Source organism: Neorhizobium vignae (assembly GCF_000732195.1).
Taxonomy (GTDB): domain Bacteria; phylum Pseudomonadota; class Alphaproteobacteria; order Rhizobiales; family Rhizobiaceae; genus Neorhizobium; species Neorhizobium vignae.
In genome coordinates, this window is record NZ_JNNU01000023.1 from 13972 (window position 1) to 28346 (window position 14375).

At 59.8% G+C, this 14375-nt stretch carries 13 protein-coding genes; 1 reads left to right on the forward strand and 12 read right to left on the reverse strand.

The genetic code is table 11. The features are described 5' to 3' along the window. Positions 1 to 25: 25 nt before the first annotated feature. A complete protein-coding gene (locus tag GQ59_RS25810) occupies positions 26 to 961 on the reverse strand; it encodes an AraC family transcriptional regulator (RefSeq protein ID WP_037086800.1) in 936 nt (311 codons plus the stop codon). Positions 962 to 1075: 114 nt separating this feature from the next. Here GQ59_RS25810 and GQ59_RS25815 point away from each other — a divergent pair, with 114 nt between their 5' ends. Further along, positions 1076 to 1441 carry a DUF1330 domain-containing protein gene (locus tag GQ59_RS25815; RefSeq protein ID WP_084683293.1) on the forward strand — a complete coding sequence of 122 codons (366 nt, stop codon included), beginning with the start codon at positions 1076 to 1078 and terminating at the stop codon, positions 1439 to 1441. Between the two features lie 125 nt (positions 1442 to 1566). Here GQ59_RS25815 and GQ59_RS25820 read toward each other — a convergent pair whose 3' ends face one another. The 11 genes from GQ59_RS25820 to GQ59_RS25865 form a co-directional block, all read right to left on the reverse strand. After that, positions 1567 to 3747: a xanthine dehydrogenase family protein molybdopterin-binding subunit gene (locus tag GQ59_RS25820; RefSeq protein WP_037086804.1), complete on the reverse strand. Its 2181-nt coding sequence runs from the start codon at positions 3745 to 3747 to the stop codon at positions 1567 to 1569. Further along, positions 3744 to 4745, reverse strand: coding sequence for an FAD binding domain-containing protein (locus tag GQ59_RS25825; protein WP_037086807.1), 1002 nt, complete (start codon positions 4743 to 4745; stop codon positions 3744 to 3746). Before GQ59_RS25825 ends, GQ59_RS25820 begins: the two co-directional genes overlap by 4 nt. 2 nt (positions 4746 to 4747) lie before the next feature. After that, entirely contained in the window at positions 4748 to 5365 is a 618-nt protein-coding gene (locus tag GQ59_RS25830; protein WP_037086809.1) for a (2Fe-2S)-binding protein, read from the reverse strand. Between the two features lie 199 nt (positions 5366 to 5564). Continuing rightward, positions 5565 to 7757 carry a xanthine dehydrogenase family protein molybdopterin-binding subunit gene (locus GQ59_RS25835; RefSeq protein ID WP_037086811.1) on the reverse strand — a complete coding sequence of 731 codons (2193 nt, stop codon included), beginning with the start codon at positions 7755 to 7757 and terminating at the stop codon, positions 5565 to 5567. 41 nt (positions 7758 to 7798) lie between these two features. Continuing rightward, complete coding sequence (locus GQ59_RS25840; RefSeq protein WP_244448067.1) at positions 7799 to 8419, reverse strand: Isoquinoline 1-oxidoreductase subunit; 621 nt, start codon at positions 8417 to 8419, stop codon at positions 7799 to 7801. A 68-nt stretch (positions 8420 to 8487) separates the two neighbouring features. Next, positions 8488 to 8955, reverse strand: coding sequence for a (2Fe-2S)-binding protein (locus GQ59_RS31415; protein ID WP_084683294.1), 468 nt, complete (start codon positions 8953 to 8955; stop codon positions 8488 to 8490). A 463-nt stretch (positions 8956 to 9418) separates the two neighbouring features. Next, positions 9419 to 10063, reverse strand: coding sequence for a class I SAM-dependent methyltransferase (locus GQ59_RS25845; RefSeq protein ID WP_037086815.1), 645 nt, complete (start codon positions 10061 to 10063; stop codon positions 9419 to 9421). After that, on the reverse strand, positions 10060 to 10698 hold the full coding sequence (locus GQ59_RS25850) for a DedA family protein (RefSeq protein ID WP_037086817.1): 639 nt from the start codon (positions 10696 to 10698) through the stop codon (positions 10060 to 10062). The genes GQ59_RS25845 and GQ59_RS25850 overlap by 4 nt, the downstream gene beginning before the upstream one ends. Positions 10699 to 10701: 3 nt before the next feature. After that, positions 10702 to 11685 carry an SDR family oxidoreductase gene (locus tag GQ59_RS25855; RefSeq protein WP_037086928.1) on the reverse strand — a complete coding sequence of 328 codons (984 nt, stop codon included), beginning with the start codon at positions 11683 to 11685 and terminating at the stop codon, positions 10702 to 10704. Positions 11686 to 11827: 142 nt separating this feature from the next. Beyond that, positions 11828 to 12877, reverse strand: coding sequence for an aldo/keto reductase (locus GQ59_RS25860; RefSeq protein ID WP_037086820.1), 1050 nt, complete (start codon positions 12875 to 12877; stop codon positions 11828 to 11830). A gap of 93 nt (positions 12878 to 12970) precedes the next feature. After that, entirely contained in the window at positions 12971 to 14284 is a 1314-nt protein-coding gene (locus GQ59_RS25865) for an MFS transporter (protein WP_037086822.1), read from the reverse strand. Positions 14285 to 14375: the final 91 nt, after the last annotated feature.

Consider the following 14375-nt stretch of genomic DNA (forward strand, 5'->3'; position numbering starts at 1 on the left):
TTTAGCAGGCTCAAGGGTCTTCCCTTTAGGGGGTGCGGGACGAGCTTTCCGCGAAGCGGCTCGGCGAGCATCCGACAGCGCGTGCGAAGGCAGTACTGAACGCACTCGCCGACTTGTAGCCAATTGAAAAGGCGATTTCCTCCATCCTTGCCGTTCCGAACTTGAGCGCCTCCTTGGCAAGCGCCATGCGCCACCGTAACAGGTACGAGATCGGACCGATGCCGACGATGTCACGAAAGCGCGTGGCGAAGGCGGATCGTGAGACACCGCAAAGCCTCGCCAGAGAATCGACCGTCCATTCTTGCCCGGCGTTCTCGTGCATGGCACGAATTGCTTTGGCCACGACGGGGTCTCGAAGGCCGGCAAGCAGGCCGCGGTTAGCGGGCGTACCAGTTTCCGGAAAATCCAAAGTGGGCGTCCTGAGAATTTCGACCAACGCCAGCTCAACGAGACGGACGATGATGAACTCGCTAGTCGGTCCGGGATCGCGGCCTTCGGATTCCATCAACGTGAGCAGGTAGTGAAGCCGGTGAAGTTTGGGTGAACGAGAGGGGACCTGAACGATGGGCGGGAGAAGCCCAGTCAGGAGATCCTCGTTGGCTGTCGAAAACAGGAATTTGCCCATGTGAACCGAAACCGATCTTTCCTGACCGGAGCCCAGCTTCAACCGTCCCTCCTTTTTGGCGGCCACCGCCGCGACGCTGTCCAACGGCTCTAATTCTTTCTTTGAGGTCAGCGTAAAGGAAAGTGTTGTCCGCAGCAGCACGAAGTCGCCCGTTTCCAGCCAAATCGGCTCGTAATCAGGTCGTATCAACTGGCATGTGCCGTCTTCTATCCAGAAAAACAACAGGTCTCCCCGTGCCGGAAAACTCAGTCCCCAATCGCCGGCGGCGTCCATGCCGCGGCCCAGAAGAGCGGCACGCGGCCGCAGCAGTCGGATAAGATCGAGGAAGGGATCCATTTCTGTACGGTCGATAAAGTCTTCTGGTGTTGGCGTTATGGAGGGCTCGAAAAACCTAGCATAATTTGCCGGGGAATTTCACGAGGCCTGAGGCCCATTTCACCGGAGATACCGATGATCAAAGTCACTCCCGCCGATATCGAGCGTTTCGTTGCCGAAGACGATGACCAGCCGGTTGTCATGCTCAACCTGCTTCGGTTCAAGGCTGACGGCGGCAGGCAGCGCTACTTCGACTATCTCGCCATGGCCGGCCCGATCATAAGCCGGTATGGCGCGGAAATCATCTTCGCCGGCGATGGGGCGACCGCGTTGTGCGCCGAACCCGGTCAATCCTGGGACGCGGTGGCGCTCGTGCGCTACCCAAGACGGACAGCCTTCGTCGAGATGATCGCCGACCCCGCCTACGCCGTTGCCGATCCAATCCGGATGTCGGCCCTGGAAGAGGCGGTACTGCAGCCAATCCGCACCATGACTCGATGAGCGGTGAGACAGACGCGCATTTCAAATCTGTGAGGTCGCGCCTCTCTTCGCCCGCGTGTCTGCGCACAGGAAAGGGCATCGTTTGCCCCTTCTTCGTCTCGCATGCCTTGCCGTTGAGACCTGCTTTACAGCAAGTCTTCAATCCTGATGGGTAGATGTCGCACACGTCTGCCGGTCGCATTGTAGACGGCATTGACAACGGCTGCAGCCGCTCCGACCATGGCGACTTCGCCAAGACCCTTTACGCCGGACATGTTGAGCTTGAAGTCCGGCTGGTCGATGAAATCGACGTCGATTGCGCCGATGTCGGCGTTGACCGGCACGACATATTCGGCAAGATCATTGTTGAGCACGCCGCCGAAGCGAGGGTCTGTTTCACCGGCCTCCCGGAGTGCTGCGCCAATGCCCCAGACGACACCGCCCCTTACCTGGCTTTCCGCTGTGCGCCGGTTCATGACCCGGCCGCAATCGGCCACGCTGACGACGCGTTTCACACGCACGCGCCCGGTTGACGTCTCCACGTGAACTTCAGCAAAATGGGCGATCCAGCTGAAGGCCATAAAGTCGGGATATTCCGGTCCGGTGGTGGATGGAATGCCTCTGCGCAATTGCTCGATGACCTGTGCGTCCTTGCCGAGCGGGATCGTATTGACTGTAACTTCCAAGGAGGGGCGGCGGGTCCGCGCAAGCTGGACATGAACCGGCTCTTCCGACAACGGTGCACCGGTCAGAAGGCTTAGCTCATCGCGCAGTTTCAAGGCAGCGCCTCGGGCTGCCGGCGCAGCGCTTCCCGTTCCCCAGGAGCCTGCGGTTATATGTTGCGGCGCATGGCCGGTATCGCCGATGCGAACATCGAGCTTGGTCGGGTCCACGCCGAGAATCTCGATAAGCTCCGCGGCGATGACGCTACGGATGCCTTGTCCCATCTCGTGACCGGAGGTTGCGATGTCGCATCGTCCGCTTGCGAAAAGACGAAGCGTTGTTACGGCGGCCGTCATCGATGCCTTGTAACTCCCGCATGCGACGCCGAGGCCTATGAGGTCGCCATTGTCCGCGACCAACGCGCCCGGCTCGCGCATCCGTCGGCTCCAGCCGAACAATTCGGCACCGCGCCTCAGACAGTCCGCGAGATGGCGTGACGAAAAAGGCTTGCCGGTGATTGGATCACTTTGAGCGTCGTTTGCAAGGCGAAGCTCAACGGGATCCATTCCGACAGCTTCGGCAAGCTCATCCATGGCGCATTCGGTGGCGTAGCTTGAGGGATGCTCATGGGGAGCACGCTGATGGCCTGGGGTCTGGGTATCGACCCGGACGATGCGGTCACTTCCCCGCCAGGCACCATAGCCATACATGCGCGGAGGATTGGCCCCGTGGTCACAAGCAAATCCATCATACCGGCCGTTCTGCTGGACCGTTTCATAAAGCCCGGCCAGCAGGCGCCCTTGTTCATCCGCCCCCAGCCGAACGCGGTGGCGGCTTCTTGGGCGATAGGATGCGGTATGAAACAACTGACTGCGCGACATCACGAGTTTCACCGGCCGGCGCAGCAGGACGGCGGCACTTGCAACGAGCACACTCTGCTCTTGAATTCCGTTCTTCTGCCCAAATCCTCCGCCGGTATAGGGGCTCACGCCACGCAGGCGCGTCGGGTCCATTCCCATCATGCCGGCAAGGCCGCCGGCGAAGGCTGACGCCGCCTGCGTTCCTTCGTAGATCCTGAGTTCACCATCCTCGAATGCGGCGGTCGTCGAGATCAACTCGATCGGATTATGATGCTGCTGGGGATGCAGATATTCGACATCGACACGATGATCGGCGGTAGCGAAGGCTGCTTCCGCATCACCGGAGGAGAGCTGGCGATCGGGTTCGGCCTCGGGGCTGGCAAGGTCGTCTTCCATGCGAGCGCTAAATGGCTCCGAGGCATAGCGGACCTTGACGGCTTCCGCGCCCTCGATAGCGGCTTCCAACGTTTCGGCAACAACCAGGGCGACCGGTTCGCCTCGGTGGCGCACGACCGGGCTCGTCATCGGCTGATGGCCCTTGCCGGGCTGACCATAGGCACCGCGAGCGGCAGGAGTCGTCTTGATCTGCGAGAAATCTTCATGTGTGAAAATGCGCACCACCCCCCGCACATTCTGTGCGGCAGTCATGTCAATCGCTTCAATACGTCCCTTGGCGATCGTCGCTGGAACCGTCATCGCATGAAGCAGGCCCGCGATCGGCTGGTCTGCGGCGTATAGCGCCCGGCCGAGCACTTTTTCATAAGCATCGACCCGCGGGCGGTCAGCAGTCCGTTCCTGCGTCATTGCATCTTCCTTCCAGCTGTCATGATGGCGTCGGCAAGGGTGCGAGCACCGAGTTCGATCTTGAATGCGTTGTGCGCACCGGGTCGGGCTTCGGCGAATGCCGCTTTCCCTGCAGCCAGCGCAATGTCCGGTTCGATAGACCGGCCCGTCAGAAGCTCCTCCGCCTCGCGTGCCCGCCAAGGCCGGGTGGCAACGCCGCCAAGTGCAATATGCGCGTGCCGAACATGATCCCCATCCATCGCCAGCGCCACGGCTGCCGACGCGAGGGCGAAAGCATAGGACTCGCGATCACGCACTTTGAGGTAGGTCGAGTTTCGGCCGGCCTCCGTCTTCGGAACTGATATCCCGGTGACGATCTCGCCGGCTTCGATCGCGAATTCGAGATGGGGCGTATCACCAGGCAATCGGTAAAATTCGGCGATCGGAACTGATCGTGGCCCCGCCGGACCTTGGATCTCCACTGTCGCGTCCATCGCCGTCAACGCGACGGGCCAGTCACCAGGCGACGCGGCTGTGCAAGCGTCACTGACCCCGAGCACTGCCTGGCCGCGATCAAGCCCGCCGATCGCCGCGCATCCGGAGCCGGGCTCTCGCTTGTTGCAGGGATAGGCACCGATTGCGCCGTTCCTGAAATAGGGACAACGGGTGCGCTGCAGGAGGTTGCCGCCGACGCTCGCCATGTTGCGCAGCTGCTGAGAGGCGGCTTTCGAGAGGCTCTCCGCCAGAACCGGGTAGTCACGGCGCACGACGCCATCTTCGGCAACATCGGCCATGCGGGCTCCGGCACCAAAGAACAGAACGTCGCCGCTGGTCTCGATCCGGTCGCTTCCCGCAAGAGAGGCGATATCGATCAGGTGCGCGGGGCGCTCAACACCCAGCTTCATCAGGTCGTAGAGAGTGGTTCCGCCAGCGATATAGCGAGCACCTTCGCCTGCCGCCACAAAGGCTTCGGTCGCTTCGCTGACAGTTTTGGCGCGGATGTAGGATAACGATCTCATGTTCAGCTCCGCTCAATCAGGGGAGCTGCCTGCTCGATCGCGGCGACAATGCCGACATAAGCTCCGCATCGACAGATGTTGCCGCTCATATATTCCCGGATCTCCTCGGGCGTAGACGCATGACCTTCCTTGACGCAGGCGATTGCCGCCATGATCTGGCCGGGCGTGCAGTAGCCGCATTGCAGGGCGTCGTGGTCAATGAAGGCCTGCTGCATGGGATGTAGAGCGTCCGCGCGGCCGATACCTTCGATGGTCGTGACATCACGGCCATCGACTTTGGCGGCAAGCGTCAGACAGGAGGCGACCCTGCGCCCGTCTATGTGGACAGTGCAGGCGCCGCATTGGCCATGGTCGCATCCTTTTTTCGCACCGACCATGCCCAGTCGCTCGCGCAGCATATCCAGCAAGGATGCCCGCGCATCAATTTCCAGTGCACTCGGCTGGCCGTTGACATGGAAGCTCACCTGAACTGTCGCGCCGTTTTCCGGTGCTGGCTGCGGACTGGGCGCTTGGGCTTGCGCAGCTACCGGCAGCAACCCGGACACCGAGACAATCGTTCCAGCCTCTAAAACCTGCCGCCGGGTGACCTCCAGAGGCTGCCTATCGTGCGTGTCTGACATGTGGATTTCGTCTCCTGTTGGATTGCAACAATGCTGGCGTCATCCGTTCCGGCCTAAACCGAAACCGCATATTCCTTTCAACGTAAGTCAGGCCAGCCGGGAGGATTAGCCCGCAAATATCGCGCGGACTGATTAGCTCCACTTAGCAATGGCTTAATGTGCACCGGCCGTAGCTGGGCGCGCGAAGTTCGCGTTCCCGTCAGGAAATCGAAAAGCCGGCATTCATTGCGCCATTGAGGAATGGCAGGCGCTGTGTCGGCGTGCCAGATAAGGCGAGCATGGCATTCGCCACCGCTGGCGCGATCGGCGCCACTCCCGGCTCACCCATTCCAGTCGGCTTGTTGTCAGACGCGAGAATATAGGTTTCGACAGCGGGCATCTCGTTCATTCGCAAGACTGGATATCGGTCAAAGTTTGTCTGTTGCACAAGTCCATCCTTGAGCGTGATCTCGCCGTAAAAAGCAGCGGACAGGCCAAAACCGATACTTCCTTCCATCTGAGCCGCGATCTGATCCGTCGCAACCGCGATACCACAATCAACGACGGCCACAACACGACGCACGATTGGCCGGCCCTCGAGTAGCCGGACTTCCGCGACCTGGCCAACAATCGTTCCGAACGCCTGGTGGATCGCCAGGCCTCGAGCCCATCCCGCTTCGAGTGGGGTACCCCAGGCGGCCCTGGCGTAAAGCTCGTCCAGTACCGCCAGCCGACGCGTATCGCCAGCCTTCTGATATAGAAAACGACGGTAGGAAACTGGGTCCTTACCCGCCCGGCGCGCCAGCAGATCCACGATGTGCTCCATCACCATTGCGGTATGCGAATTGCCGACCGAGCGCCAAAACCCGACAGTGACTGGGAACGCTGGCGTGAAAATCTTGCCATCGACAGTTGTCGCGGTGGAAAGATTAGGCGAGTCTGCGATACCCTCGGTCGCCGTAAAATTCGGGGCGAGGGGAAGCAAGTTCTGGCAAACCGAATGGACGCGCCAGCGCTCGGGAAACCCGTCCGAGCCTACCTGAACCCATACCCGATGATGTGACATTGGCCGGAAGTAACCCATCCTCATGTCGTCCTCGCGGCTCCAGATCAGCTTGACGGAGCGACCCTCGACCCGCTTTGCGATCCGCACGCACTCGACGACATAGTCAGAGCTCATTCCACCGCGGCGGCCGAACGAACCGCCTGCAGGGATCACCTCGATGTCGACCCGGCCCGGAACGGTCCGAGCAGTAAGTGCCGCCTGAACCTGATCGACTGTTACCAGATGAGCGCCCGATGTTATTGCAACATCCCAGCCCTCGACCTTGGCGACGCAATTGAGTGCCTCCATCGGCGCATGTGCAAGATAAGGGAAATCAAAGGCGAACTCGACAACATCGCCGTCAAAAGGCGCTTCCGGCGTGTCACCCTTAGTCTGAAAACTACCCGGCTCCACATCGGTACGACCGGCTGCGATGTCACGGAAATACGCCACAAGGTCGGGAGACGAACGCGTCTCGGCTTCGCTGTCGTCCCATTCGATACGCAGTGCGTCGCGCCCTCGCTTCGCGGCGAACGTCGTCTCGGCAAGGACGGCGACACCCGTCTCGATGGCGAATACATGCCTCACGCCCTTTACTTTCAGGGCATCCGACGCATCGAAGCGCAAAAGCTTTCCACCGAAGCGGGGACTATGTGCGACCATTGCGACGAGTAAGTCCGGACGCTGGATATCCTGCGTATAGACCTGGGCACCTGTGCTCTTCGGCAGGCTGTCCTTTCGGCGCACGCGCTCCGTGCCGATCAACCGATAGTCCTCTCGGCGTTTCAGGATCGGCGTCTCGGGTGGGGTTTGCCGGGAGGCGTCGGCCAGAAGCTCGACGAAGGTTGCGGTTCGGTCCGAGCCAGGATGGGATAGGGTACCGTCGCGGACAACGATACCACTGCCTTGCACGCTCCAGCGCGCGGCTGCCGCCTCCACGAACATAGCGCGTGCTGCAGCACCCGCATTGCGCATAAGATCCCAGTTCGAGGCGATCGAATTTGAACCCGCTGTCATTTGCACGCCGTAGGCGCGGAAGTTGCTGTGCCCGTCAACAACCCGCACCTTGTCCCAATCCGCATCGAGTTCTTCTGCGACGATCGCGGCGAGCCCTGCGTGGATCCCCTGGCCGAGTTCCTGCTGTTTGTTGACAATAGTCACCCAGCCGTCATCGGAGATGCGGATAAATGGTCCGAAAGCGCTCGGCTCCGGGTCGTCGCCGCCACCTTGCAGGATGGCGCCGATAGCTTGCATCGGGTTGGTTGCGGCGTAGCCTACCACGAGAGCGCCACCGATCATGGATCCACCCAAAATCAAGCGTCGACGGGTCATCCGAAATCGTGGCTTCCTGTCTGGGGCGTCGGTCACGACATTCTCCTATTGCTGTCCTTGCTCTCACTTGAGCCTACTCACTGTGGGCACGCTGCGCCGGTATCGAGCCAAGCCTTGATCAATGATCCGAAGGCTTCCTGAGTGCCGGGTGCGGGCTTGCGGTTTGCACCCGGATGCCAGGCCCAGCCCACCAGTTCATCTTGCGCCATGTGCTGAAGCAGTTCCTCACGCGTCATGTGCGAACGTGCAGGATCCAGAAGCTGCCTGCAAATGTCGCCGAGCGTCTTGCCCTGCCAGGCCATCTCGATAGGCGCGAGTCTCCACTTGTGGTTCCCCGGTACACCTGACGCCTCAAAGTTTTCGGCCTGGTGGCAGGTTGAGCAACGAAGCGTCGGGGCCCCGCCGCCGTCGGCGCCACGTGTGACCCAGGGCGTATGCGGGCGCATCGCCTCTGTCTGGGTGGGTCGGTCAGTTCGTGGATGACAGTTCATGCAGCGTGGGTGCTCGATCACACGGCCGGCTTCGAAGAATAGTGCCACAGACCTCGCGGTCGGGTCGGTAATCGCATTGAAGTCTGAAACCTGGCGCAAACGATCGAATTCGGCAGGCTGCAGTCTGGCCTCAATCGTTTGTGTCTGCGGCATGGTACGCGGATAAAGGGCGTAGACGAGGCCCGCGGCAGCCGCGACAAAAATCATTCCGAATATCGACGCAAAAGCGACTTTGACCCGGCGACGCCATCTTCCCTTTTTGGACGGGGGTGGGGTCATGTCGGCGCACGGAGCTTTGCCGCCGCATCGTGGATGGCCGCGCGAATTCGAGTGTAGGTGGCGCAGCGACAGAGGTTACCGCTCATCGCAATGTCAATGTCCTGATCCGTAGGTTGTTTATTCGCCCGCAGCAGTGCGATCGCGCTCATGATCTGACCGGATTGACAAAACCCACATTGCGGTACATCGCGCTCTACCCAGGCATCGCGAAGAGCTGATGCTTCAGCGCCGTCCATGCCTTCGATTGTGGAAATCTGTGCCGACACGGCCGATCGTAATGGGACCGAACAGGATCGAGCTGGCCTTCCGTCGAGATGCACGGTGCAGGCGCCGCACTGAGATGCGCCACAGCCGTATTTTGTGCCCGTCAGCGACAGGTGATCGCGAAGCACCCACAGAAGCGGGGTTTCACCATCTTCGTCAACATCATGAAATCGGCCATTCACCGACAGCGTATAAGACATGGACTAAATCCTTTTGACAAAGATACTCTGGATCGTGGGACCTTGCTCGGACATACCCGATCCGACAAAAAACATGCCTAATCCTCGGCGGTACAGCGTCAGGCCACTGGCGATTCTGGGACCTCATGTGTGAGCGGTGAACATCAAGGTGACTAAGGCAACAAAAGCGCTTGCGGCCACGAACGAGGCCGACGCTAAGAGGTCGGCGCTCGCGGTGCGATCTTGCTGGCCTGCACGGATGACGAATTCTGCGACATTCAAGTCCAGGATGTAGATGGAAGAACAACAGCGAAAGGCACACCGACGAAACAGCGGCAAGCGGAACGACGGAAAATGCTTGATGCATTTGCACTTCTCAAAATTTAAGCTTTGTCATGCGCTGATGGAGCGTCGGGCCATGAGGGGTGTCCGAGCCCGACTGCCTCAACCAGAACAAAAAGATCTATCCGGGTCGGGTTGATGCTCACCAAGATGGATTTTTTTTCTGTCCTTCAAACAACAGATCCTGATGCGTCGGTTCGAGCGCCCTCCGCGGTCTTCGTCGGCTAATACGATAGACGGCAGCGGGCGGAATATTGGCGAGGGTCCAACCGACATACGTTGCCTTCAGGCCCAGACGGTCGAGCAAGGTTCTGGCGATCGGGCAGCGTGGACCGTAAGTGAATTGGTAGAAGGCTCCACCATGGCGAAGATGCGAGAACGCCCCCTCCAGGATAGCATGCACCTTGCGCACCGGCATCGACAGAAGAGGAAGGCCACTCACGACAGCGCCTACAGGCGCTGAGGCGTGAAGCGGCAACTTGCGCAATTGAGCAGCATCCATCTGGATGGTTCTTGCGGCTGGAAAGCGATCGCTGAGTTGGTTGGCAAACTCCGCACCGTATTCGACCAGCACGAGATTTTCTTCAGGAACACCTTGCCGCAGCAATGCTTCTGTGAAAACGCCGGTTCCAGGTCCCAACTCGATGATTGTGCCCGTCTGCGCAGATATCTCGGCGGTCATGAGTGAAGACAACGCGCGCCCTGATGGGGTAACCGAGGCGACACGGAGGGGAGCGGAAAGCCACGCCCGAAAAAACAAAAAGGCATCGGCAGTCCTGTTCGTCATCGCTCGCTGGCTCCCGGATTCACGCGCATCGAATACCGTCGCTGAAGCCGCCACACCAAGGCTGTGAGTAGTTCCGCGACAATAAGCAGGACCAGTATTTTCAGCGCGAGCGCGGACGAATTGATGCCGGGAATGGCCAGCACGGCCACGTAACCTGCGGCGATGAACAGGCCGTTCCACAGAACGATGCCGACTGTTATGCCGGACACGAACCGCAGCGTATTCGTACCTAAAAGCCCGGCCGCTACGGGCGAAATCAACCGCACGGTGGGAATGAGTTGCGACAGGATCGTCAGCGCTCGTTCCCGATCCCGCAGGGAGGACAATGTCCAGTCGATACGTGGTTGCGATAGACCCACCCATCCGCCGACCGAGTAGAGAAACGCTGCAGACCGTTTTTTTCCGACTGCACGCACGAGAAGGTAGAGACCGAGGGCGCCTAGAAAGCTACCGACCGTCGTCGCGATGACAGCGGTGTGGAGGGCCCAGACATCGTCCTCGGCCGCAATACCGATGGCAACGAGAACCCCATAGGAGGGAAGGGCAGGCAGGAAGCGCTCTGCCAGCCCGATCGCAAACAATCCGAATATGCCGTATACCGCAATCCAGTCGACCAGGTTTGCGAGCGGGTCCATATCTCACCCCTCCCGTCTGATGGTCGTCGGGTTCAGCCCGGGAAGCTCAGGCGGGGAGACTTGCGCATTGAAGGAAATCCCCGTCAGTGCTTCAGAAATCTCCCACAGCCTGTGGGCCACATGCTTCTCCATCGCCTGTCGTGAGATCTGCGCTTCGGTCGGGTGTCCACGGGTCTCGCCAAGTCTATCGGGGCCATAATAGGCACCGCCTCGGGCGCTTGGAGATGTCGCCGCGAACAAGGTCGGCAGCGCGCCTTGTGCAACCGGCTGGAACAGAAACCACATGAACGACCTGAGAAGGCCCTGAGCGCTGCGGCGACCTGGCCCGTTGTGAAGCAGATCCGTGCGCGATACGCCGGGGTGGGCAGCGATACTGGTAATACCCCAGCCCGCTTCTTCGCTCCGCCGTTGCAGCTCGAAGGCAAACATCAGGCAGGCCAACTTCGACTGAGTGTAGACGGGCATCGGCTTATACTGCCGTTCCGCTTGGAGGTCGTCGAAATTGATTGCCGCGCTTGCGCTTCTAACAGCAATGCTGGAAAGCGTGACGACGCGTGGGGCTTGTCCAAGCTTGAGCAGCGGCAGGAGATGGCCCGTCAGGGCAAAGTGGCCGAGATAGTTGGTGCCGAACTGCAGTTCGAAACCGTCTTTGGTTGTCTCGCGCGTTGGTGGCGTCATGACGCCGGCGTTGTTGATGAGCACGTCGATATGGTCGCGTGTTTCTTTCAGTCGTTTTGCAAGCGCCTCGATCGATGTGAGGCTGGCGAGGTCGACGATCTCCAGAGTAACCGATGCCTGCGGCGCCTTTTCCTTGATGCGCCGGACCGCGTCAGCACCCTTCATCGGGTTACGTCCTGCGATGATCACGTCGCCACCGGCTCGGGCCAGCGCAAGTGCATCTTCGAAGCCGAGGCCACCGGTTCCGGTGATCAGGATTGTCCGGCCCTTCTGAGACGGCATATCGTCAAGTGTCCACGGTCGTGACATCATCAAATCCTTCTGTTTCTGGTGGGGCAAGATCGTCCGCCGAAGGCGCATTGTTTTGGCCACGTCTTCGGCGGACAGAAGGTCGCCATGGGGAGAGGCGACCTTTTCACGGACCCGGAATGGGGCGGTTCCGGGTCCGAGCCTATTCGATGGCGTTGATCGGCTTACCGAGTGGTGGCCTTGCCGCGACGTCACGCGTTCGCTGCATCCACGCCGGATATTCAGGAGCGATCCTGCTGACGGCTTCCAATTCGGCGACCTCATCCGCACTCAGCGTGATCTCTGACGCTCCGATGCTGTCGTCGAGTTGCGCGACCGTCTTTGCGCCGACGATGACGCTTGTGACATGCGGCTGATGCAGCAGCCATGCCAGCGCAATCCTCGCAACGCTGACACCTCTGTCGGCGCCAATGCGTTCCATCACATCGATCACGTCGTAAGCTCGATCCATAGCGACCGGCGGAAAATCGAAAATGGTCCGGCGGCTACCTTCCTCGCCCTGCTTATCGCGGCCAAACTTGCCGCTCAGCAGGCCGCCTGCAAGCGGGCTCCAGACCAGAAGGCCAAGTTTTTCGGCCCTGACGAGCGGGACGATTTCTCGCTCTATATCGCGACCTGCAAGGGTGTAATAGTTTTGCGAAGTCGCGATTTTCGCGATCTGGAGGCGTTCGCTGTGGCCCAGCGCCCTCGCCATCTGCCACGCAGACCAGTTCGATACGCCGACATAACGAACCAGACCCTGCTGGACCAGCGCATCCAATGCAGCGAGGCTTTCCTCGATCGGAGTTACGTTATCAACGTTATGAAGCTGGTAAAGATCGATGTGATCGACCTGTAGTCGTCTCAGACTGGCTTTGACGCTATCGAAGATGTGACCCCGGGAATTGCCGGCGTCGTTGGGCCCATGGCCCATGGGCCCGCAGACCTTGGTCGCGATGACCACATCCTCTCGCCGGACACCGAGATTTTTAAGTGACTGGCCGATCATCTCTTCCGATGTGCCACTCGAATAGATGTCGGCGGTATCGATGAAGTTGATCCCGTGCTCAAGTGCGCGGGCGATCAGAGCCTGAGCGCCGTCCTGTTGAATGTTACCCATATTCGCCCAGATCCCTTTGCCGCCGAATGTCATCGTGCCCAGGCAGAGCTCCGAGACGAAAAGGCCCGTATTTCCCAGTCTGTTGTACTTCATGATCTGGTTCCGTTCGATTGTTTGGTTGTGAATCCCGCGGGGCGGCAGGCCGGTGCGCCGTGCCTGATCAGCTGATGCCGCCGCTGGTTTCGATCAGTGACGGCGAAGCAAAGCCGCGATCCGTTGATTTGTGATCAGGTAAACAATGCCTGTCAGGACGCTCGCCAGGGGCACGATCAACAAGCCCAGCCCGAGACCGTTCGGAATATCAGCTGCTGTTGCAGCGTCACTGACGATGCCGACGATCAAGGGGCCAAGGGCAGGTCCGGCAAGACCGGATGCAATCATGACGAGGCTGGTCGCCTGTGCCTGACGTCCCGGACCAGCGATCAGATGCGCGGCGCCGAAGCCCCATGGCAACATGAACGAAAATGAGAGCATTCCCGGGACAAAAAGCGCAATGGACATCCAGCCAGTCGGTGCAAAGAGCGCCGCAGTTGTCGTGACACTGGCAATCAGGAACAGAATTGCCGGGGGACCTAGCACCTTGCCGGTGCCTGAACGAACGGCGTGATCAAACCAGCGTCCACCGCCCAAAGTCCCGATAATCCCCATCAACCCCTGCAACATGCCGAACGAAACGCCGACCTCTGTCGCTGTAAAACCGTACGTGCGAATTAAAAACGGTATGGAGAAGGCATAAAATGGCGCTCCTGCGAAGCCCAGGAAAACGGCGCCGGTGAACAACCAGCGGAACGGCGGGGATGACAACATGTCAAGGCTGGTCCGCAGAAAGGGTTCGTCGCGAGAAGCTGTACCTGGAAGCGGTGGCGTGGAGCCGGCAACAAGAATGGTCAACAACCCGATCAAGATGCCGATGGCTCCAGCACCCATCAAAACGATACGCCAGCCAAATACGTCTGCAATCGCGCCGCCTGCCGCAAACCCCACCATGGTGCCGAGTGGGATGCCCATTGCGAATAGACCGATTGCAAGACCCCGCCGCTCGATGCCAATTTTACGGACGATGAGAGCATGGCCTGCGGGAACCGCACCGGCCTCGCCGAATGCGACGCCGAAGCGTGTGAGTGCCAGGAACATGAAACTGGCGGCAAAACCGCCGAGCGTCGTCATGACGCTCCAGATCAGGACGCAGGACACCAGTACGAGCCGGGGAGATCCCCGATCTGCCGCACGGGCAAGCGGTAATGAGAGTAGTGCGTAGCAAACCGCAAACGCAATACCAGTGAGTAGCCCCATCTGGGTGTCGGTCAGCGACAGGTCTGCTTTGATCTTTTCCGCCAGGATGAACGGCAGTATTCGATCGATCTGCGAGACCGCGTTGATCAGCAGAAGGACGATGCATATTGCGGCCATGCGCAGGCCTTTTACGTGTTCCCCGTTGGACACAGAGGGCGGCGCTCGTGTCTTTGCAGGGTCTATTGACCGGGCGACAATTTCTGTCATCTTGAGGTCACTCCTCGCTTGGTTGCACCCTTAAGCTAGATGGAGTGTCCAATGGCTAGAATGCCCGAACCTTCAAGAAACTTGCCTATTC

Bases quoted from the DNA above. Each gene is read 5' to 3' on its own strand.
- GQ59_RS25845 (WP_037086815.1), bottom strand. From the start codon at position 10,063: ATGACGAACAGGACTGCCGATGCCTTTTTGTTTTTTCGGGCGTGGCTT.
- GQ59_RS25830 (WP_037086809.1), bottom strand. From the start codon at position 5,365: ATGTCAGACACGCACGATAGGCAGCCTCTGGAGGTCACCCGGCGGCAG.
- GQ59_RS25815 (WP_084683293.1), top strand. From the start codon at position 1,076: ATGATCAAAGTCACTCCCGCCGATATCGAGCGTTTCGTTGCCGAAGAC.
- GQ59_RS25820 (WP_037086804.1), bottom strand. From the start codon at position 3,747: ATGACGCAGGAACGGACTGCTGACCGCCCGCGGGTCGATGCTTATGAA.
- GQ59_RS25810 (WP_037086800.1), bottom strand. From the start codon at position 961: ATGGATCCCTTCCTCGATCTTATCCGACTGCTGCGGCCGCGTGCCGCT.
- GQ59_RS25840 (WP_244448067.1), bottom strand. From the start codon at position 8,419: ATGATTTTTGTCGCGGCTGCCGCGGGCCTCGTCTACGCCCTTTATCCG.
- GQ59_RS31415 (WP_084683294.1), bottom strand. From the start codon at position 8,955: ATGTCTTATACGCTGTCGGTGAATGGCCGATTTCATGATGTTGACGAA.
- GQ59_RS25860 (WP_037086820.1), bottom strand. From the start codon at position 12,877: ATGAAGTACAACAGACTGGGAAATACGGGCCTTTTCGTCTCGGAGCTC.
- GQ59_RS25825 (WP_037086807.1), bottom strand. From the start codon at position 4,745: ATGAGATCGTTATCCTACATCCGCGCCAAAACTGTCAGCGAAGCGACC.
- GQ59_RS25855 (WP_037086928.1), bottom strand. From the start codon at position 11,685: ATGTCACGACCGTGGACACTTGACGATATGCCGTCTCAGAAGGGCCGG.
- GQ59_RS25865 (WP_037086822.1), bottom strand. From the start codon at position 14,284: ATGACAGAAATTGTCGCCCGGTCAATAGACCCTGCAAAGACACGAGCG.
- GQ59_RS25850 (WP_037086817.1), bottom strand. From the start codon at position 10,698: ATGGACCCGCTCGCAAACCTGGTCGACTGGATTGCGGTATACGGCATA.